Source organism: Bradyrhizobium sp. BRP19, assembly GCF_020194195.1.
GTDB classification, from domain to species: domain Bacteria; phylum Pseudomonadota; class Alphaproteobacteria; order Rhizobiales; family Xanthobacteraceae; genus Bradyrhizobium; species Bradyrhizobium yuanmingense.
The window spans coordinates 87,498-106,752 of record NZ_JADYVZ010000002.1 but is presented as its reverse complement, the minus strand read 5'-3'; the positions used below and the strand labels follow the sequence as shown (position 1 = coordinate 106,752).

Annotated in this window: 16 protein-coding genes; 12 read left to right on the top strand and 4 right to left on the bottom strand. The window is 65.1% G+C overall.

Going from position 1 to position 19,255, the window contains the following annotated elements; all coding sequences use genetic code 11:
• Positions 1-64 precede the first annotated feature (64 nt).
• From I6F36_RS06170 to I6F36_RS06160, 3 genes are all read left to right on the top strand, one after another.
• Positions 65-1,450, top strand: coding sequence for a TolC family outer membrane protein (locus tag I6F36_RS06170; RefSeq protein WP_035999388.1), 1,386 nt, complete (start codon positions 65-67; stop codon positions 1,448-1,450).
• 303 nt (positions 1,451-1,753) lie between these two features.
• The gene (locus tag I6F36_RS06165; protein WP_057029343.1) at positions 1,754-2,518 is read left to right on the top strand and encodes a PopZ family protein; all 765 of its coding nucleotides are present in this window, start codon (positions 1,754-1,756) and stop codon (positions 2,516-2,518) included.
• A gap of 151 nt (positions 2,519-2,669) precedes the next feature.
• A complete protein-coding gene (locus tag I6F36_RS06160) occupies positions 2,670-5,546 on the top strand; it encodes a valine--tRNA ligase (RefSeq protein WP_225171124.1) in 2,877 nt (958 codons plus the stop codon).
• A gap of 92 nt (positions 5,547-5,638) precedes the next feature.
• Here the strand turns inward: I6F36_RS06160 and I6F36_RS06155 are convergent, their stop codons facing one another.
• Positions 5,639-6,241, bottom strand: coding sequence for a DNA-3-methyladenine glycosylase (locus I6F36_RS06155; RefSeq protein ID WP_225171123.1), 603 nt, complete (start codon positions 6,239-6,241; stop codon positions 5,639-5,641).
• A gap of 130 nt (positions 6,242-6,371) precedes the next feature.
• Between I6F36_RS06155 and lipA the strand changes: the two genes are divergently transcribed.
• The 3 genes from lipA to I6F36_RS06140 all read left to right on the top strand — a co-directional run bounded on the left by lipA (position 6,372) and on the right by I6F36_RS06140 (position 8,744).
• Complete coding sequence (gene lipA, locus I6F36_RS06150) at positions 6,372-7,328, top strand: lipoyl synthase (protein WP_036028026.1); 957 nt, start codon at positions 6,372-6,374, stop codon at positions 7,326-7,328.
• 6 nt (positions 7,329-7,334) lie between these two features.
• A complete protein-coding gene (locus tag I6F36_RS06145) occupies positions 7,335-7,805 on the top strand; it encodes a type II toxin-antitoxin system RatA family toxin (RefSeq protein WP_109143786.1) in 471 nt (156 codons plus the stop codon).
• Between the two features lie 156 nt (positions 7,806-7,961).
• Positions 7,962-8,744, top strand: coding sequence for a mechanosensitive ion channel family protein (locus tag I6F36_RS06140; RefSeq protein WP_050996038.1), 783 nt, complete (start codon positions 7,962-7,964; stop codon positions 8,742-8,744).
• 6 nt (positions 8,745-8,750) lie between these two features.
• On the opposite strand, the gene I6F36_RS06135 is transcribed toward I6F36_RS06140, so the two are convergent.
• Together I6F36_RS06135 and I6F36_RS06130 are read right to left on the bottom strand one after the other, a co-directional pair.
• Positions 8,751-9,359, bottom strand: a complete 609-nt coding sequence (locus I6F36_RS06135) for a CinA family protein (RefSeq protein ID WP_035999375.1) — start codon at positions 9,357-9,359, stop codon at positions 8,751-8,753.
• Positions 9,360-9,362: 3 nt separating this feature from the next.
• Positions 9,363-10,544 carry a bifunctional 2-C-methyl-D-erythritol 4-phosphate cytidylyltransferase/2-C-methyl-D-erythritol 2,4-cyclodiphosphate synthase gene (locus I6F36_RS06130; protein WP_225171122.1) on the bottom strand — a complete coding sequence of 394 codons (1,182 nt, stop codon included), beginning with the start codon at positions 10,542-10,544 and terminating at the stop codon, positions 9,363-9,365.
• 277 nt (positions 10,545-10,821) lie between these two features.
• On the opposite strand from I6F36_RS06130, the gene dusB reads away from it, so the two are divergent.
• Genes dusB through ntrC form a run of 3 tightly spaced genes read left to right on the top strand, consistent with a single transcriptional unit; the run spans position 10,822 to position 14,447 of the window.
• On the top strand, positions 10,822-11,823 hold the full coding sequence (dusB, locus tag I6F36_RS06125; RefSeq protein WP_085968735.1) for a tRNA dihydrouridine synthase DusB: 1,002 nt from the start codon (positions 10,822-10,824) through the stop codon (positions 11,821-11,823).
• Positions 11,820-12,995: a nitrogen regulation protein NR(II) gene (locus I6F36_RS06120; protein WP_035999469.1), complete on the top strand. Its 1,176-nt coding sequence runs from the start codon at positions 11,820-11,822 to the stop codon at positions 12,993-12,995. The genes dusB and I6F36_RS06120 overlap by 4 nt, the downstream gene beginning before the upstream one ends.
• Positions 12,996-13,004: 9 nt before the next feature.
• Entirely contained in the window at positions 13,005-14,447 is a 1,443-nt protein-coding gene (ntrC, locus tag I6F36_RS06115) for a nitrogen regulation protein NR(I) (protein WP_035999368.1), read from the top strand.
• A gap of 189 nt (positions 14,448-14,636) precedes the next feature.
• On the opposite strand, the gene I6F36_RS06110 is transcribed toward ntrC, so the two are convergent.
• A complete protein-coding gene (locus I6F36_RS06110) occupies positions 14,637-14,783 on the bottom strand; it encodes a hypothetical protein (RefSeq protein WP_167361662.1) in 147 nt (48 codons plus the stop codon).
• 173 nt (positions 14,784-14,956) lie between these two features.
• On the opposite strand from I6F36_RS06110, the gene I6F36_RS06105 reads away from it, so the two are divergent.
• From I6F36_RS06105 to hfq, 3 genes are all read left to right on the top strand, one after another.
• Positions 14,957-17,365, top strand: coding sequence for a PAS domain-containing sensor histidine kinase (locus I6F36_RS06105; RefSeq protein ID WP_225171121.1), 2,409 nt, complete (start codon positions 14,957-14,959; stop codon positions 17,363-17,365).
• A 17-nt stretch (positions 17,366-17,382) separates the two neighbouring features.
• Entirely contained in the window at positions 17,383-18,753 is a 1,371-nt protein-coding gene (locus tag I6F36_RS06100) for a sigma-54 dependent transcriptional regulator (RefSeq protein ID WP_036039494.1), read from the top strand.
• Between the two features lie 249 nt (positions 18,754-19,002).
• Complete coding sequence (hfq, locus tag I6F36_RS06095; protein ID WP_007591126.1) at positions 19,003-19,251, top strand: RNA chaperone Hfq; 249 nt, start codon at positions 19,003-19,005, stop codon at positions 19,249-19,251.
• Positions 19,252-19,255 lie beyond the last annotated feature (4 nt).

The following is a 19,255-nucleotide window of genomic DNA, read 5'->3' as shown; positions in this document are numbered from 1 at the left end:
CCATTGGTACGGTACCCCGGCTCGCGGGCACGAGCAGGGCGCTAGAACGAACGGAATTTCACGGATGCATGGGGTGAAGCTCTTCACCGGAGCTGCGGTTTCGGTCCTGCTGCTGGCGCTTGCCGGGCCGACACCTGCCTTGGCGGATACGATCGAGGGCGCGCTGGTGCGCGCCTATCAGAACAACCCGCAGCTCAACGCACAGCGTGCCCAGGTGCGCTCGACTGACGAGGGCGTGCCTCAGGCCTTGTCGGGCTATCGCCCGAGGGTCAATCTGACAGCGACCGGTGGCTATTCATATCAAGATTTGCAGAGTGCCCCGGGGACCAACTCAGTCTACGGAACGAGGGTGCCTCGCAGCATTGGCGTGACGGCGACACAGACGCTCTACAATGGCAACCAGACCGCCAACCGGACCCGCGCGGCGGAGAGCCAGGTGTCTGGTACGCGTGAAGCGCTGCGCGGTATGGATCAGAGCGTACTGCTGAGCGCCGCGACGACCTACATGGACTATCTGCGGGATGCCGCCACGCTCGAAGTCCAGCGCAGCAACGTGCGCGTCCTCGAGCAGACACTGAAGCAGACCCGCGACCGCTTCAATGTCGGCGAAGTGACCCGCACCGACGTCGCCCAATCGGAAGCGCAACTGGCGGCCGGGAGGACCCAGGCGCTCACCGCTGAAGCGAATCTGACGACGACCCGCGCGAACTACCGTCGCATCATCGGCAACGAGCCCACGAATCTTGCGCCCGGCTCGCCTGTCGATCGGTTTCTGCCTCAGACGCTGGCTTCCGCCATCGAGCTCGGCCTGATCGAGCACCCCAACGTGACGGCCGCCATGTACGGCATCGACGTCAATTATCTGCAGGTCAAGATCAATGAAGGAGCGTTGCTGCCGACACTTTCGGTTCAGGCAACGGCCCAGCGGGCCGACGAACAATCCTTGATTCAGATGCGTTCGTACACCGCATCGGCGATCGCGCAGCTCACCGTGCCGATCTATAATGGCGGTGGTGAATATTCGCTGATCCGCCAGTCCAAGGAGAACCTGGCGCAGCAGCGGCTCAACCTCGAAACGACTCGCGACCAGACCCGCGCGACCATTGTGCAATGGTGGGGCTCGCTGCAGGCCACCAAGGCGCAGGTGCAGTCGGCTCAGGCGCAGGTGACGGCGTCCGAGATCGCCCTGAACGGCGTCCGCGAGGAGGCCAAGGCCGGCCAGCGCACCACGCTGGACGTGCTCAATGCGCAGCAGGCGCTGGTGAACGCGCGCGTTGCGTTGGTGACCGCGCAGCACGATCGCGTGGTCGCATCGTATAACGTCCTCGCGGCGGTCGGGCGTCTATCGCCGCAGGTCCTCGGCCTTGCGACTACGACCTACGACCCCAGCGTTCACTATCATCAGGTGCGGGACAGCTGGGCGGGTGTGCGCACGCCTGACGGCCGCTGATTCCCGTAATCATCCGGTCGATCTCGCCAATAGCCGAGGTCGACCGGTGCTTTGCTTGCAATCGTCAAAATCCCTGACATAGCCTTGCCAAGATGATGCGGGTCGATTCGCCCGCGTTGATGTCGTGTGCGTAACGCTTCGGCGCCGGGGGCAGGGGCGCACCGCTGCGCGTCGAGCCGTGATCTGGGGACAAGTCGGGCTGCGGCGACGAAAATGGCGGACCCATCGTTGCGGAACCGGCCAATCCTGCCGTGCTTGGTGTAAAACAACGCATGCGAGGGCGTTGATGATGTGGAGTCGGAGATGACGCAGCCTGCAAAGGTCACAGAACCCTCGATGGAGGAGATTCTGGCCTCGATCCGGCGCATCATTGCCGACGACGAGGCAAAGCCCCCGCCGGCTGAGGCCGCCAAGCCCGAGAAGGCTGCTGCGCCCGCCGCGCCGCCGAAGCCGCAGGCGATGAACGACATTCCGCCATCCAAGGTCGCTCCGCCTAAACCCGCCGCCGAGAAGCCGGCACCGCCGCCGGCTGCAAAGCCGGCGCCGCCACCTGCGCCGGCGCCCGCGGCGGACGCATCCAACAGCCAGGACGATATCGACGCGTTGCTGGCGGGTCTCGATGCGGCCACACCTACGCCGGAGGTCCGCGCGCCCGAGCCAGAGCCCGAGCCTGAGCCCGACGTGCTCGAACTGACCGACGACATGGCGATGGACCCGACGCCACCTCCGCCGCCGCCGACCTTCCGCAAGGTCGAGCCACGCGACGATCTCGAATTCGCCGAGCCGCCGCGTCCCGCCCCGCCGCCGTCCTACGCGCCGGTGGACTTCGACGCGCCGCCGCTGCCCCCGCAGCAGCCGATCCTCGCGCAATCGACGGTCTCCGCGGTCGAATCCGCCTTCAACTCCCTGGCCCATACGGTGCTCAGCAGCAATGCGCGGACGCTGGAGGACCTGGTCAAGGAGATGCTGCGGCCGATGCTGAAGTCCTGGCTCGACGACAACCTGCCCGGCCTGGTTGAACGCATCGTGAAGGCCGAAATCGAGCGGGTCTCGCGCGGGGGCCGCTGAGGGTGGCCGAAGGGCCCTCATAAAGCCCGGCTTGGGCGTCATATTCGGGCGCCGGACCGGGCTGGAAAGCGCTGTTGCCGCCTCGTTTTCCCTGACCTTTTCGTTGACTTTTCGTTGACTTGGCCCCCTCGCGCGGCTTTCTAGCAGCCCCATGATCGAGAAAAATTACCAGCCCGCCGATATCGAAACTCGCATGTCCGTGGTGTGGGAGGACAGCCTTGCGTTCAAGGCTGGCCGGCCCGACCGCCGTGATGCCGTGCCCTTCACCATCGTGATCCCGCCGCCGAACGTGACGGGCTCGCTGCACATGGGTCACGCCCTCAACAACACGCTGCAGGACATCCTTTGCCGGTTCGAGCGCATGCGGGGCCGCGACGTGCTGTGGCAGCCCGGCACCGACCATGCCGGCATCGCCACCCAGATGGTGGTCGAGCGGCAGCTGATGGAGCGCCAGCAGCCCGGTCGCCGCGAGATGGGCCGCGAGAAGTTTCTGGAGCGGGTCTGGCAGTGGAAGGCCGAGAGTGGCGACACCATCATCAACCAGCTCAAGCGCCTCGGTGCGTCCTGCGACTGGTCGCGCGAGCGCTTCACCATGGACGAGGGCCTATCGAAGGCCGTCGTCAAGGTCTTCGTCGAGCTGCACCGTGAGGGCCTGATCTACAAGGACAAGCGGCTGGTGAACTGGGACACCAAGCTGCTCACCGCGATCTCCGATCTCGAAGTGCAGCAGACGGAAGTGAAGGGCCACCTCTGGTATCTGCGCTATCCGATCGAGGGCAAGACGTTCAACCCCGAGGATCCCTCGAGCTTCATCGTGGTCGCCACCACGCGACCCGAGACCATGCTCGGCGATACCGGCGTTGCCGTCCATCCGGAGGATGATCGCTACCAGAAGCTGATCGGCAAGAACGTCGTCCTGCCGCTGGTCGGCCGCAAGATCAAAATCGTCGCCGACGAGTATTCCGATCCCGAGAAGGGATCGGGCGCTGTGAAGGTGACGCCGGCGCACGACTTCAACGATTTCGAGGTCGGCAATCGCCACGGGCTTCGCCGGATCAGCGTGCTCGACAGGGAAGGCTGTCTCGATCTCCTCGACAACGAGGATTATCTGCGCGACCTGCCCGAAGGCGCTGCGCAATTCGCCGAGGAATTCCACAAGGTCGACCGCTTCGCTGCGCGCAAGCGCATCGTCGAGCGGCTGGAATCGTTCGGCTTCGTCGAACGGATCGAGCCGCACACCCACATGGTGCCGCACGGCGATCGTTCCAACAGCGTGATCGAGCCCTACCTGACCGACCAGTGGTACGTCGACGCCAAGACGCTGGCGAGACCTGCGATCGCGGCGGTGCGTTCGGGCGAAACGACGTTCGTGCCGAAGAACTGGGAAAAGACCTATTACGAGTGGATGGAGAACATCCAGCCCTGGTGCATCTCGCGTCAGCTCTGGTGGGGCCATCAGATCCCGGCCTGGTACGGCCCTGACGGCAAGGTGTTCGTCGCCGAGACCGAGGAGGAGGCCATCAGCCACGCGCTCGGCTATTACGTCGAGCAGGAGGTCATTACGCCCGAGCAGGGCCGCGAGATGGCGCTCGACCGCAACAAGCGCGAAGGCTTCATCACGCGCGACGAGGACGTGCTCGACACCTGGTTCTCCTCGGCGCTGTGGCCGTTCTCGACGCTCGGCTGGCCCGACGAGACGCCCGAGGTGCAGCGCTATTATCCGACCAATGCGCTGGTGACCGGCTTCGACATCATCTTCTTCTGGGTCGCCCGCATGATGATGATGGGCCTGCACTTCATGAAGGAAGTACCGTTCTCGACCATCTACATCCACGCCCTCGTCCGCGACGAGAAGGGCGCCAAGATGTCGAAGTCGAAGGGCAACGTCATCGATCCCCTCCACCTGATCGACGAATACGGCGCCGACGCGCTGCGCTTCACCCTGGCCGCGATGGCGGCGCAGGGGCGCGACATCAAGCTCGCCACCAGCCGCGTCGAAGGCTACCGCAATTTCGCGACCAAGCTCTGGAACGCGTGCCGGTTCGCGGAGATGAACCACTGCGCCGTGCCTGATGGTTTCGAGCCGGCGAAGGCAAAGGAGACGCTGAACCGGTGGATCGCGCATGAGACCGCCCACACCACGCGCGAGGTGACCGAGGCGATCGAAGCTTATCGCTTCAACGATGCAGCCGGCAGCATCTATCGCTTCGTCTGGAACGTCTACTGCGACTGGTATGTCGAGCTCGCCAAGCCCGTGCTGCTCGGTCCGGACGGCCCCGCCAAGGACGAGACCCGCGCCATGGTCGCCTGGGCGCGCGACGAGATCCTGAAGCTGCTGCATCCCTTCATGCCCTTCATCACCGAAGAGCTGTGGGAGGTGACGGCAAAACGCGACGGCCTGCTCGCATTGGCGCCGTGGCCGCTGAAGCCGGTCGAGCCGACGCCGGAGCAGCTCGCGATGCTTGCGGCGACCACGGGACCGACCGATGCGCTCGTCTCGCCGGCCTGGGTGCTGCCGATCTTCGATCATGCCGACTTCACCGATCCGGCTGCCGAAGCCGAGATCGGCTGGGTCATCGACCTCGTCACGCAGATCCGCTCGGTGCGAGCCGAGATGAATATCGCGCCGGCAACGCTGACGGCGCTGGTGCTCGCAGGCGCTTCGGCCGAAACCAAGGAGCGCGCGCCGCGCTGGACCGATGTCATCAAGCGTATGGCGCGGCTGTCGGACATCTCGTTCGCCGACCGCGCGCCTGACGGCGCTGTCCAGCTGCTGGTGCGCGGCGAGGTCGCCGCGCTGCCGCTCAAGGGCGTGATCGACGTCGCCGCCGAGCGCACGCGTCTCGACAAGGAGATCGGCAAGGCCGAGGCCGACATCAAGCGCGCCGAGTCGAAGCTGGCGAACGAGAAGTTCGTCGCCAACGCGGCCGAGGAGGTCGTCGAGGAGGAGCGCGAAAAGCGCGAGACGGCGCTGGCGCGCAAGGCGAAGCTGCTTGAGGCGATGGAGCGGCTGAAGCAGGCGTCTTAGAGCATGATCCGGAAAAGTGTGCAGCGGTTTTCCGGAAAGATCATGCTCAAACAATAACCTAAAGCGCGATGATGATTCATCGCGCTTTAGGCTTATTTCGGAAACGGCTTGCTCAAAAACTTCGAGCCCCTGACGCCATAGCGCCAGGGCAGCTCGACCGCCTTGGTGATGCCGATGCGGATGCCGGTTGCGACCTCGACATCCTCGGTTCGCGCATGCAACGCGATGGGGGGCCGGTCCAGCGGCAGGGCGTTGTGCGCGAGGGTGATGCCGAGCGCCTCGGTCAGCTTGCCAGGGCCCGAGCACAGCGCACGCACCTCCTGCAGATGCCGGCGTCGGCGCATCGTAGCCAGGCCATGCGTCGGCTCCAGCGCACGGATCAGCACCGCGCTGGCCGAGCCTTCTTCCTCGCAGACGAAGTTCACGCACCAGTGGATGCCGTAGGAGCGGTAGACATAGGCAAAGCCAGGTGGGCCAAACATGACCTGGTTCCGCTGCGTCGGCCCGCGATAGGAGTGCGCGGCTGGGTCGGTATGGTGATAGGCCTCGACCTCGACGATGATCCCGCCGACGCCGTCGACGAGCATGGTGGCGCCGATCAGGTCGGGCGCGACCTCATGGACGCTGCGTCCGAAGAAGGCGCGCTTCAGGGGCTTGCCGAGCCGCGGTGGTGAAGCGTTCGAGATTGGAGCCATTCGAGGTGAGAATCGCCTGAGAACAGAGCAAGATATTGCCCATATCTGCCATGTTCCCTGAAGCGGGGCGAGCCGGGTTGCGATGCCAGGCCAGACCGACTAGGTAGGACCTGAACAGACCGGACACCCCATGGTCGTTATTGTCGATACCATCTCGAACCCGCTGCGCCCGCGCCACCCCGAAAAGGTGAATCGGCCCGATTCCGCTTCGCCGCCGAAGCCGGACTGGATCCGCGTGCGCGCGCCGAACACCCGCGGCTATGCCGATACCCGCAACATCGTGCGCGCCAACGGCCTGCATACGGTGTGCGAGGAAGCGGGCTGCCCGAACATCGGCGAGTGCTGGGACAAGAAGCACGCGACCTTCATGATCATGGGTGACACCTGCACCCGGGCCTGCGCCTTCTGCAACGTCAAGACCGGCCTGCCCAATGCACTGGACGCGGCCGAGCCGCAGCACGTTGCCGAGGCCGTGGCCAAGCTCGGCCTGGCCCACGTCGTCATCACCTCGGTCGACCGCGACGACCTCACTGACGGCGGTGCCGAGCATTTCGCTCGGACTATCCGCGCGATCAGGGCCGCGTGTCCCTCGACCACGATCGAGATCCTGACGCCCGACTTCCTGCGCAAGGAGGGGGCGCTCGAAATCGTCGTCGCGGCGAAGCCCGATGTCTTCAACCACAATCTCGAGACGGTGCCGTCGCGTTATCTCACGGTCCGGCCCGGCGCGCGCTACTTCCATTCGATCCGGCTGCTGCAGCGGGTCAAGGAGCTCGATCCCACCATCTTCACCAAGTCCGGCATCATGGTCGGCCTCGGCGAAGAGCGCCACGAGGTGCAGCAGGTGATGGACGATCTACGCTCGGCCGACGTCGACTTCCTGACCATCGGACAATATCTGCAACCGACCCGCAAGCATCACGCGGTGATGCGCTACGTGCCGCCGGACGAGTTCTCGTCCTACGAAAAGATCGCCTACACGAAGGGCTTCCTGATGGTGTCGGCAAGCCCGCTCACCCGCTCGTCGCATCATGCCGGCGAGGATTTCGCGAGACTGAAGGCTGCGCGGGCAGCTCACGCCCGCTGACGTACCATGCATCGAGTTTCGAGCAAGCACCGTGTCAACCACAGCGCGTCCGAGATGTTTGATCTGGTCGCCGATGTCGAGCGCTACCCGGAATTCGTGCCGCTGTGCAGCGCGCTGAAGGTGCGCCAGCGCATGGCGAAACCCGACGGCACCGAGGTGCTGGTCGCCGACATGACGGTGTCGTTCAAGCTGGTCAAGGAATCCTTCACCAGCCGCGTGACGCTCGACCGCGCCAATCTGAAGATCCTGGTCGAATATCTGCAAGGTCCGTTCAGGAATCTGGAAAATCGTTGGACGTTCGAGCCCAAGGGCGAGGGCGTCTGCGACGTCGGTTTCTTCCTGTCTTACGAATTCAAGAGCCGCATGCTGGCGATGCTGATGGGCTCGATGTTCGATGCCGCCTTCGCGCGGTTCTCGACCGCGTTCGAGAAGCGGGCGGACGCGATCTACGGGCGGCCGAAGCTGGCGCAGACGTAGTCGCGATAAGCGCTGCTCTCTCCACCATTCGCAATGACAATGGAGCGGCGGGCGTGCCCTCCCAATCCAACATCGCTCCGTGCTCCCCATCAGCATCCACCGGGATCATTTCGCATCGCGGCGCGTTCTCAACCGACTGACCGGGTTGGAGCCGCCATGACTATCAATTTCGACACGCTGAAAGCTTCGCTTGTCCTGTATGGCCTGAACGCGATCTACGCGGTCCTGCTGCTCGCGGTCGGCTGGTATCTGTCCGGCGCGATGCAACGCTTCGTCACGCGCGTCCTCAGCGTTACGCACCGCGTCGACCCGCTGGTGACGCTGTTCGTAGGCAGCCTTGCGCGCTATGGCGTGCTCGCGGTCGTCGGCATCGCCGTGCTGCAGCTGTTCGGCATCCAGACGGCGAGCCTCGTTGCCGTGCTGGGCGCGACCTCGCTCGCCATTGGTCTTGCCTTGCAGGGCACGCTGTCCAATCTCGCCGCCGGCGTGATGCTGCTCTTGTTCCGGCCATTTCACATCGGCGACGATGTCGAGGTCGCCGGCAAGGCGGGCAAGGTGAGGTCGCTGTCGCTGTTCATGACCGAGCTGGTCGCGCCCGACAACACGCAGATCCTTTTGCCGAATGGACAGGTCTGGGGCGCGGCCATCATCAACCACAGCGCCTATCCTGGCACGGGCGAGATCAAGGTGACGTTTCCGGTCCCCGCCGGCGCCGTTCCGGCGCTGGCCGATCGCATCCTGAAGGAGCTTCGCAAGGATTCCCGCATTGACGATCAGGCGCAACCTGCCGTCTCCGTCAGCAAGGTCCTCGATGTCGCCAATCCCGCCGCGCCGATCCTGGAATTGACGGTTAGCGCCAAGGCGAAACCGTCTGAAGCTGGCGCGGTCAAGCAGTGCGTGCTCGATCATGCGAGCGCGCTGCTTGCCACGGCCGCCTGAGACGATTTATCCCCGCGGCGGACGTGGCGGCCTGCGTTTCACCACATGCCGGCGCGGTGAGCGCGTCACACGCGGGCGCAGGCGGCTGGCGGCGGTGCGCTGCGGCTTGGCCGCGACTTGCGGGCCGCGGGCCAGATCCATCAGCATGCGCAGCGCCTCGACCACGGAGCGGGCGCGCACCGCGCTGCGGCCGATGGCGCCGAAGCGGTGCTCGCGGTGGATGATGCGGCCGTCGCGCGCGGCGGCGGCGAAGTGCACGAGACCGACCGGCTTGCCGGGCGTGGCGCCGCCCGGGCCGGCGATGCCGGTGATGGCGACCGCGAGATCGACATCGGCGCGCTCAAGCGCACCGATTGCCATTGCGGTCGCGGTCTCCTTGCTTACGGCGCCGAAATTGGCCAACGTGCTCGCCTCGACGCCAAGCATCGCGCGCTTGGCCTCGTTGGAATAGGTGACGAAGCCGCGGTCGATGACATCGGACGAGCCCGGGATGTCAGTCAGTGCGCCCGCGACGAGACCGCCGGTGCAGGATTCGGCCGTTGCGATCGTCAGCTTGCGCATCCGGCACAGATCGAGCAGCGAGCGGGAGAGGGCGCGTGCGTCGCTGCCGCCCATGGCCTAGACGCCCCAGGGAAGGCGGATGGTGGCGCTCGCGGTCGCCGCGATGCCTTCCTCGCGGCCGGTGAAGCCGAGCCGCTCGCTGGTGGTCGCCTTCACTGCGATGCGCGAGATGTCGACGTCGGAGATCTCGGCGATGCGCGCCCGCATGGTGTCGCGCAACGGGCCGATCTTCGGCCGCTCGCAGATCAGCGTGACCTCGAGATTGGCGACGCGGCCGCCGCGCGCTGCGACGCGCTCGATGGCATATTTCAGGAACTGGTCGGAGGAGGCGCCCTTCCACTTCGCATCGCTCGGCGGGAAGTGCGAGCCGATGTCGCCGTCGGCGAGAGCGCCGAGAATTGCGTCGACCAGCGCATGCAGGCCGACATCGCCGTCGGAATGAGCCAGGAAACCCTTGGTGTGCGGCACGCGCACGCCGCAGATCATGACATGGTCGCCTTCGCCGAAGGCGTGCACGTCGTAGCCGGTGCCGGTCCTGATGTCGCCGAGCTGGGCGGCCAGGCGCGCTTCCTCGCGCACGAAATCCTCGGGAGTTGTGAGCTTCATGTTGGCAACATCGCCTTCAAAGGTTGCAACCGTCAATCCTGCCCATTCGGCAATCGCGGCATCGTCGGTGAAATCCGAGCGTCCATCCCTTGCCGCACGACGATGCGCCTCGAGGATGACGTCGAAACGAAAGGATTGCGGCGTCTGTGCGATCCGCAAGGAAGCGCGCTCCGGCGTGGCCTCGACGTTGCCGCTTTCGCCGGTGACCTTGATGGTGTCGGTGACGGCAACGGTGGGGATCGCAGCGCCGGTGCGGCTCGCCGCCTCGATCGCGCGCGAGATCACGCCTTCCGAGACGAAGGGGCGCGCGGCGTCGTGGATCAGCACGATGTCCGGATTGTGCTTGGCCAGCGCTTCGAGGCCGGCGAGCACCGAAGCCTGCCGCGTCGCGCCGCCATTGGTCGGTGGCTCGTGCCTGAGCCCTGCGACCGCTGCGGTGAACATGGCGCTGTCGTCGGGGTTCACCACCGGCTGCACCGCGAACACCTCAGTGTGACCGCTGAAGGCTTCCATGGCGCGGCGGATCACGGGCACGCCGCCGATCTCGCGATATTGCTTCGGCCCGCCGGCGCCGGCGCGCAGTCCACGCCCGGCTGCGACGAGGACGACCGCGGTGCGCTGTGATTTCGCCATAGGACTCAAATACTCAATTGCTAATGAAAGAGCAGGGGGTGATTTGCCGGCATGCCTCTAGCACGGCAGGCCCGCAAAAAAAGGGGGTTTCCCCGGATTGTGGGAAACAGCATTTTGCTGCACTGCACTTGAAAGATCTACAGAACTGTCTAAACTGTAGGCATGACGCTTGACTGCACAAGAATTGTGCGCAAGATAGATCATGGCAGGCGCGATGAGGCCCTGCCCAGTCAACGGGACCCCTGTGACCGGCTCGGCAGTATCAGGCTCTAAGCCGTTGAAAATAGGCGATATTGAAGTCGCCACCCCGGTCTTCCTGGCGCCGATGTCGGGTGTGACTGACTCGCCCGTCCGCCGGCTGGCCGCCGAGCTTGGGGCTGGTCTCGTTGTGTCTGAAATGACCGCGAGCGATGAGCTCGCCAATGGCCACCGGATGTCCCGGTTGCGCTGCGAAGCCACTGGCATCGGCCCGCATGTGGTCCAGCTCGCCGGCTGCGAGATGCATTGGATGGCCGAAGGCGCCCGGATCGCCGAAGCGGAAGGCGCCGATATCATCGACATCAACATGGGCTGTCCCGCCCGACACGTCACCGGCGGCCAGTCCGGCTCGGCCTTGATGCGCGACCTCGACCATGCCGTCAGCCTGATCGAAGCGACGATCGCGGCGGTGAAGGTGCCGGTGACGCTGAAGATGCGCCTCGGTTGGGACGACCGCAGCCGCAACGCGCCGGAGCTGGCGCGACGTGCCGAGGCCGCCGGAATCAAGCTCGTCACCGTGCACGGCCGCACCCGCTGCCAGTTCTACAAGGGCGAGGCCGATTGGGATGCGATCCGCGCCGTGCGCGAGGCCACCTCCCTTCCGCTCGTCGTCAACGGCGACATCACCTCCTACGAGAAGGCGCTGGCGGCATTGGACGCCTCGGGCGCCGACGCCGTGATGATCGGCCGCGGCGCGCAGGGCCAGCCCTGGCTGCCGGGCCAGATCGGCCGCCGTCTGAACGGCGGGGCCGAGGAAGCCGTGCCCTCGCTCCAAACGCAGCTGCATTATGTCCGCACGCTCTATGACGGCGTTTGTGCGCTCTATGGCCTGCGCATCGGACTGAGGCACGCCCGCAAGCATCTGGGCTGGGCGCTCGACGTCGCAGCGCAGGCGAGCCGTGCGCCGGCCGAGAAGCTGAAATCCTGGCGGCAGAAGATCCTGGTCTCGGAGGATCCGCGCCTCGTTCACGATGCACTGCAAGACGCCTTCGACGACTTCGCATGGAGCGCTGCTGCATGAGTTCAGCCGCTGAACATCGTCGGCCGCTTCAGTCCGACAGCGACGCAATCCTGGATGCTTTGCCCAACCCCGTGCTCATGATCGGGCCCGACGGCAAGATCGTCGCCGCCAACATCGCCACCGAGGCATTCTTCGAGATCTCCACGCAATTCCTGAAACGGCAGTCGCTAAAGGAGCTGGTGCCGTTCGGCAGCCCGTTGCTGGCGCTGATCGACCAAGTGCGCTCCTCGAACGCGCCGGTCAACGAATACAAGGTCGATCTCGGCACGCCGCGCATGGGCGGCGACCGCCAGGTCGACCTGCACGTGGCTCCACTCACCGAGCGGCCCGGCCATATCGTCGTGATGCTGCAGGAGCGCACCATCGCCGACAAGATGGATCGGCAGCTCACCCATCGCAGCGCAGCGCGCTCGGTGATAGCGCTAGCAGCAATGCTCGCGCATGAAATCAAGAATCCGCTTTCGGGCATTCGCGGCGCAGCGCAGCTGCTCGAGCAGCAGGCCTCGTCCGAGGACCGCATGCTGACGCGGCTGATCTGCGACGAGGCCGACCGCATCGTGACGCTGGTCGACCGCATGGAGGTGTTCGGCGACGAGCGCCCCGTGGTGCGCGGCCCCGTCAACATCCATTCGGTGCTCGATCACGTCAAGCGGCTGGCGCAGTCGGGCTTTGCCCGCAACATCCGCTTCGTCGAGGATTACGATCCCTCGCTGCCGCCGGTGCTGGCGAACCAGGACCAGCTGATCCAGGTGTTCCTCAATCTCGTGAAGAACGCCGCCGAAGCGCTGATCGACGTGCCCGATGCCGAGATCCAGCTCACCACCGCGTTCCGACCCGGTGTGCGCCTGTCAGTCCCCGGTCAAAAATCGCGGGTATCCCTTCCGCTCGAATTCTGTGTGAAGGACAACGGACCCGGCGTGCCCGACGATCTTCTGCCCAACCTGTTCGATCCCTTCGTGACCACCAAGCAGACCGGCTCGGGTCTCGGCCTTGCGCTGGTCGCCAAGATCGTCGGCGATCACGGGGGCATCATCGAATGCGAATCTCAGCCGCGCAAGACCACCTTCCGCGTGCTGATGCCGATGTATTCCACATCGGTCAAACACGCCGATCAAAGCAGTCGCGACGGCTCTGCCGGGAAGTCGTCGCCTGCGTCACAGGGGGCAAAATGAGGATCAACGATGCCCGCAGGTAGCATTCTCGTAGCCGATGACGATACCGCCATCCGCACCGTTCTCAATCAGGCACTGTCCCGCGCCGGTTACGAAGTGCGGCTGACCGGCAATGCCGCAACGCTGTGGCGCTGGGTCAGCCAGGGCGAGGGCGATCTCGTCATCACCGATGTGGTGATGCCGGACGAAAACGCCTTCGACCTGTTGCCGCGGATCAAGAAGATGCGGCCGAACCTGCCCGTCATCGTCATGAGCGCGCAGAACACCTTCATGACGGCGATCCGCGCCTCCGAGCGCGGGGCTTACGAATATCTGCCAAAGCCCTTCGACCTGAAGGAACTGATCGCCATCGTCGGCCGCGCGCTCGCCGAGCCGAAGGAGCGGACCTCGTCGCCGGACGAGGACGCCGAGATGGAGGCGATCCCGCTGGTCGGCCGCTCGCCGGCGATGCAGGAAATCTACCGCGTGCTGGCGCGCCTGATGCAGACCGATCTCACCGTGATGATCACGGGTGAGTCCGGAACCGGCAAGGAACTGGTGGCGCGAGCGCTGCACGATTACGGCAAGCGCCGCAACGGCCCCTTTGTCGCGGTCAACATGGCGGCGATCCCGCGCGATCTCATCGAGTCCGAATTGTTCGGCCACGAGCGCGGTGCCTTTACCGGCGCCAACACCCGCGCCTCCGGCCGGTTCGAGCAGGCCGAGGGCGGCACGCTGTTCCTCGACGAGATCGGCGACATGCCGATGGAGGCGCAGACCCGCCTGCTGCGCGTGCTGCAGCAGGGCGAATACACCACCGTCGGCGGCCGTACCCCGATCAAGACCGACGTGCGCATCGTCGCGGCGTCCAACAAGGACCTGCGCGTGCTGATCCAGCAGGGCCTGTTCCGCGAAGACCTGTTCTTCCGCCTCAACGTCGTCCCGCTGCGGCTGCCGCCCTTGCGCGAGCGCATCGAGGACCTGCCGGATCTCGTGCGGCACTTCTTCACGCTGGCCGAGAAGGACGGTCTGCCGCCGAAGAAGCTCGACACGCTGGCGCTGGAGCGGCTGAAGCAGCACCGCTGGCCCGGCAACGTGCGCGAGTTGGAAAACCTCGCCCGGCGGCTCGCCGCGCTCTATCCGCAGGACGTGATCACGTCCTCCGTCATCGACGGCGAGCTCGCGCCGCCCTCGGTCAGCCCGGGGGCTGCGGTCCAGCAGGGGGTCGACAATCTCGGCGGCGCCGTGGAGGCGTATCTGTCCTCGCACTTCCAGGGCTTCCCGAACGGCGTGCCGCCGCCCGGCCTCTATCACCGTATCCTCAAGGAGATCGAGGTGCCGCTGCTCACGGCCGCGCTCGCCGCCACGCGTGGCAACCAGATCCGCGCCGCGGACCTGCTCGGCCTCAACCGCAACACGCTGCGGAAGAAGATCCGGGATCTCGACATCCAGGTGTATCGGAGCGGGGGCTGACTTTCTTGCGACGAACGCCAAACGCGCTAGCGCGGACCGGTGGCTCAGCTCCCCCTACCAAGGCAGAGCTGAGCCTGTCCGGATCGCGCTGGCCGTTGTGGCTGACGCGGTGAGCACAAGTCCTGACGGGACTCTAATGTTCCGCCCGCACATTCAAATTGGTCGTCGGCCGCAGCGCGGCCATTGCGCCTATCTGACCAGTCCGCCGGAGGCTGGCACCACGCTCGCGACATTCAGCGGCGGCTGCTGAAGGCCGAGGCCGTTGACCAGGAGGTCGGCGGCCACGATCAGCAGCAGAACGGCCGAAACCATCGTCGCGAGAAAGATCCTATCCATGCGGATTAAGCCGGGACGGCGGGAATCCGTTCCGCCCAGGCGGCATGTGCCTGTGGATTGCGCGGGTCCGCCAGGGCGAACACGCCGCGGAATTGTCGCAATTCGGCAACAATGTGGTACGAATACATCAGTATCCGCGCGTCCGCGGACCCGTTTTCAGCATCATTGCCGGAATGACCAGCGCAGATACCTCGGCCGCACACTTTGACACGGCCCCAGCGGAAGAGCCCCGGCGTTGGTCGGTGCGACGCTGGCTGGCACCCTTTGCCGTAGCGCTGGCGCTGTTGTCGGCCTTCCTGACCTTCCTGGTCCTGACGGGTCTGAGCACGATCGAGCCGACGCCCGCGGTGGTCCGCACATTTTATCTGATCAATGCCGCCACGATCCTGCTGCTGGTCGGGATCATCATCCGGGAACTCTGGCAGCTGATCCTGGCGCGGCGGCGGGGCAGGGCGGCGGCGCGTCTCCACGTCCAGATCGTCAGCCTGTTCTCGATCGTGGCGGTGCTGCCGGCGGTGCTGGTCGCCGTCGTCGCCAACGTCACCATCGAGCGCGGCCTCGACCGGCTGTTCTCCGGGCCGACCAAGGAGGTGATCCAGAACTCGCTGACGATCGCGCGGGCCTATATGCAGGACCATGCCCAGCTGATCCGCGGCGACATTCTCGGCATGGCCAACGACATCGCCCATGCCCGGCCGCTCTACGACCAGGACCGCCGCTCGTTCCGCGAGATGCTGACAGCGAGCGCCGCGTCGCGCAACCTGCCGGGCGCGATGATCATTGACAAGAACACCAACATCCTGGAGTCCGCCGACACCGGCATGCGGCTCGCTTATTCGCCGCCCGCGCCGGACTTTCTCAGCAACGTCAACGAGAACGAGCCCGAGATCGCGGTCCTTCCCGATGCGAGCTTCGTTGCTGCGGTGATCCGCCTGCGCGCCTTCAACGACACCTTTCTCTATGTCGCCAGGCCGCTTGATCCGAATGTCGTCAATCAGCTCAAGCAGACCGAGGTCAGCGTCGCCGAATACGCCCAGATCGAATCGCGCCGGCTCGGTATCCAGGTCGCCTTCGCGCTGATGTTCGCGGTGATCGCGCTGACCATCCTCATGGCTTCGGTGCTGATCGGTCTCAACTTCGCCAACTCGCTGGTCTCGCCGATCCGGCGGCTGATGAACGCGGCACATACAGTTTCGACCGGCGACCTGCACGTCCAGGTGCCGGTGCACCAGTCGGAGGGCGACCTCGCCCAGCTGGGCGAGACCTTCAACAAGATGACGCAGGAATTGCGCAGCCAGCGCGACGAGCTGGTCAATGCCAGCGATCTCATCGACAGCCGCCGCCGCTTCATCGAGGCGGTGCTGTCGTCCGCGAGCGCCGGCATCATCGGCGTCGACGCGTCCGGCAGTGTCGGCATCCTCAACCGCTCCGCAGAGAAACTGATCGGGCACTCCGAAGCCGAGACGCTCGGCCATCCGCTCTCCGACGTGCTGCCCGAGCTCGACGAGATGATGAAGACGGCGCGGGAAGGGACCCAGCGCCTGGTGCAGGGCCAGATCACGATCACCCGTGACGGCACCGAGCGCAACCTGTCGGTCCGCGTCAGCGCCGAGAAGAACCAGCCGCACGACAGCTATATCATCACGCTCGACGACATCACCGAGCTGGTCTCGGCGCAGCGTACCTCGGCCTGGGGCGACGTGGCGCGCCGCATTGCGCATGAGATCAAGAACCCGCTGACGCCGATCCAGCTCTCGGCCGAGCGCATCCGCCGCAAGTTCGGCAAGGACATCACCGAGACCAAGGACAAGCAGATCTTCGACCAGTGCACCGATACCATCGTCCGCCAGGTCGACGACATCAGGCGCATGGTCGACGAGTTCTCGCGCTTTGCGCGGATGCCGAAGCCCGTGATGGAAGGCGAGGACGTCGCCGACACGGTGCGCCAGGCCGTGTTCCTGATGAAGGTCGCCCATCCCGAAATCGACATCGAGGCCGAGTTCAGGCAGGATCCGCTGCGCGCCCAGTTCGATCGGCGCCTGATCTCGCAGGCGGTCACCAACATCGTCAAGAACGCCACCGAGGCGATCGAGCAGGTCCCGCCCGAGGAGCTCGGCAAGGGGCGTATCGACGTCGTGGTGTCGCGCGAGGGCGACGACGTGCTGATCGACGTCATCGACAACGGCATCGGCCTGCCCAAGGTCGCGCGCTCGCGTCTGCTCGAGCCCTACGTTACCACGCGTGCCAAGGGCACCGGGCTGGGGCTTGCGATCGTCGGGCGCGTGCTGGAAGACCATGGCGGGCGGATCGAGCTGAAGGACGCCTCCGACTTCCGCCCAGGCCAGCGCGGCGCCTGGATGCGCATGCGCTTTGCCGTGTCGGGGCAACCCGCGAAGTCCGCGACAACAGAGCAAGTGCCGACGGTCAACGGTGCGACTGGGACAACCTCCAAGCCCGACATCACGCAAACGGCGACGGAATCCGTCGCGACCCAGGCAACAAAAGAGCCGGCCGCCGGAACCAAAGAGCCGGCTGAAAAGACCAATGATTCAACCAAAATCGAAGCCTCAACAGGCAGCTGACAAGACAGGCGCGATCCATGGCAAGTGAAATTCTGATTGTCGATGACGAAGCCGATATTCGCGATCTCGTTGCAGGCATTCTCGAAGACGAGGGGTTCGTCACCAGGACCGCGCGTGACAGCGACACGGCGCTCGCCGAGATCGCCAATCGCAGGCCGCATCTGGTGTTTCTCGACATCTGGCTGCAAGGCTCCAAGCTCGACGGCCTGCAGCTCCTGGAGCAGGTCAAGAAGGACAATGCCGATCTGCCCGTCGTGATGATCTCCGGCCACGGCAACATCGAGACCGCGGTCGCCGCGATCAAGCGCGGCGCCTACGACTTCATCGAGAAGCCGTTCAAGGCCGACCGCCTCATCCTGGTCGCGACCAGAGCGCTGGAGAACTCGCGGCTGAAGCGCGAGGTCAAGGAGCTGAAGCAGCTCGCCCCGAGCGCCAGCCAGCTCGTCGGCCGCTCGCCCAGCATGAACCAGCTGCGCCAGACCATCGAGCGGGCGGCCAAGGCCAACAGCCGCATCCTGATCGTCGGCCCCGCCGGCGCCGGCAAGGAGCTGACCGCGCGCACGCTGCATACCGCTTCGGGCCGCGCCGACGGTCCGTTCGTCGTCATCAACGCCGCCGCGATCACGCCCGAGCGAATGGAGCATGAGCTGTTTGGCGTCGAGCAGTCCAATGGCGAGCAACCGCGCAAGCCCGGCGCGCTCGAAGAGGCGCATGGCGGCACGCTGTTCATCGACGAGATCGCGGATATGCCGCGCGAGACCCAGAACAAGATCCTGCGCGTGCTGGTGGAGCAGTCGTTCCAGCGCGTCGGCGGCACCGCCAAGGTGCAGGTCGACGTGCGCATCATCTCATCGACCGCCCGCAATCTCGAGGAGGAGATCGCGGCCGGCCGTTTCCGCGAGGACCTCTACCACCGGCTCTCGGTGGTGCCGATCCGCGTGCCCGCACTGTCGGAGCGGCGCGAGGACATTCCGGAACTGATCGATTATTTCATGGAGCAGATCTCGGCCGGCAGCGGCCTGCCCAAGCGCCAGATCGGTCAGGACGCAATGGCGGTGCTGCAATCGCATGTCTGGCCCGGCAATGTGCGCCAGCTCCGCAACAACGTTGAAAGAGTCATGATTCTGGCCGCCGGCGGGCCGGAAGTCATCATCACCGCCGACATGCTGCCGCAGGATGTCGGCTCGATGGTGCCGGCGATGCCGACCAGCAACAATGGCGAGCACATCATGGGCCTGCCGCTGCGCGAAGCACGCGAGGTGTTCGAGCGCGACTATTTGATTGCACAGATCAGCCGTTTCTCAGGAAATATTTCTCGAACGGCCGAGTTCGTTGGCATGGAACGTTCGGCCTTGCACCGGAAGTTGAAAGCGCTCGGCGTCGGCTAATGCTGCGACGCTGCGGCGGCATCTCGGGAATAGGCAAAGAAAATCATCGATTTCCGTAATTTTTCGGGGCAATAGGGCCACGCCTGCCGCTTCAAGCGGCTTGCCTAATATCCCGACCTGTCCTCTAATCGAACCGCTGTTCCTTCCGAGGGGGATCTCATGAAGGACGGCAACCGGAGGAAGCCCCGAACTCCACAAAGAGGGCCGCATCCGGCGCAATAAAAAGAAACTCAAAGCGAGAAAAAAACAATGGCGGCAGACCGCGCACAAAACCTACAGGACACCTTCCTTAATCACGTTCGCAAAACCAAGACGCCACTGACGATCTTTCTGGTCAACGGAGTGAAGCTCCAGGGCATCGTGACCTGGTTCGACAATTTCTGTTTGCTGCTTCGGCGCGACGGTCATTCGCAGCTGGTCTACAAGCATGCGATTTCGACCATCATGCCGGGCGCTCCGATTCAGTTGTTCGAAGGCGGCGAGGACCAGCCGGCTTGAGAGT

Bases quoted from the DNA above. Each gene is read 5' to 3' on its own strand.
- I6F36_RS06170 (WP_035999388.1), top strand. From the start codon at position 65: ATGCATGGGGTGAAGCTCTTCACCGGAGCTGCGGTTTCGGTCCTGCTG.
- I6F36_RS06165 (WP_057029343.1), top strand. From the start codon at position 1,754: ATGACGCAGCCTGCAAAGGTCACAGAACCCTCGATGGAGGAGATTCTG.
- I6F36_RS06160 (WP_225171124.1), top strand. From the start codon at position 2,670: ATGATCGAGAAAAATTACCAGCCCGCCGATATCGAAACTCGCATGTCC.
- I6F36_RS06155 (WP_225171123.1), bottom strand. From the start codon at position 6,241: ATGGCTCCAATCTCGAACGCTTCACCACCGCGGCTCGGCAAGCCCCTG.
- lipA (WP_036028026.1), top strand. From the start codon at position 6,372: ATGGTCGTTATTGTCGATACCATCTCGAACCCGCTGCGCCCGCGCCAC.
- I6F36_RS06145 (WP_109143786.1), top strand. From the start codon at position 7,335: ATGCATCGAGTTTCGAGCAAGCACCGTGTCAACCACAGCGCGTCCGAG.
- I6F36_RS06140 (WP_050996038.1), top strand. From the start codon at position 7,962: ATGACTATCAATTTCGACACGCTGAAAGCTTCGCTTGTCCTGTATGGC.
- I6F36_RS06135 (WP_035999375.1), bottom strand. From the start codon at position 9,359: ATGGGCGGCAGCGACGCACGCGCCCTCTCCCGCTCGCTGCTCGATCTG.
- I6F36_RS06130 (WP_225171122.1), bottom strand. From the start codon at position 10,544: ATGGCGAAATCACAGCGCACCGCGGTCGTCCTCGTCGCAGCCGGGCGT.
- I6F36_RS06120 (WP_035999469.1), top strand. From the start codon at position 11,820: ATGAGTTCAGCCGCTGAACATCGTCGGCCGCTTCAGTCCGACAGCGAC.
- ntrC (WP_035999368.1), top strand. From the start codon at position 13,005: ATGCCCGCAGGTAGCATTCTCGTAGCCGATGACGATACCGCCATCCGC.
- I6F36_RS06110 (WP_167361662.1), bottom strand. From the start codon at position 14,783: ATGGATAGGATCTTTCTCGCGACGATGGTTTCGGCCGTTCTGCTGCTG.
- I6F36_RS06105 (WP_225171121.1), top strand. From the start codon at position 14,957: ATGACCAGCGCAGATACCTCGGCCGCACACTTTGACACGGCCCCAGCG.
- I6F36_RS06100 (WP_036039494.1), top strand. From the start codon at position 17,383: ATGGCAAGTGAAATTCTGATTGTCGATGACGAAGCCGATATTCGCGAT.
- hfq (WP_007591126.1), top strand. From the start codon at position 19,003: ATGGCGGCAGACCGCGCACAAAACCTACAGGACACCTTCCTTAATCAC.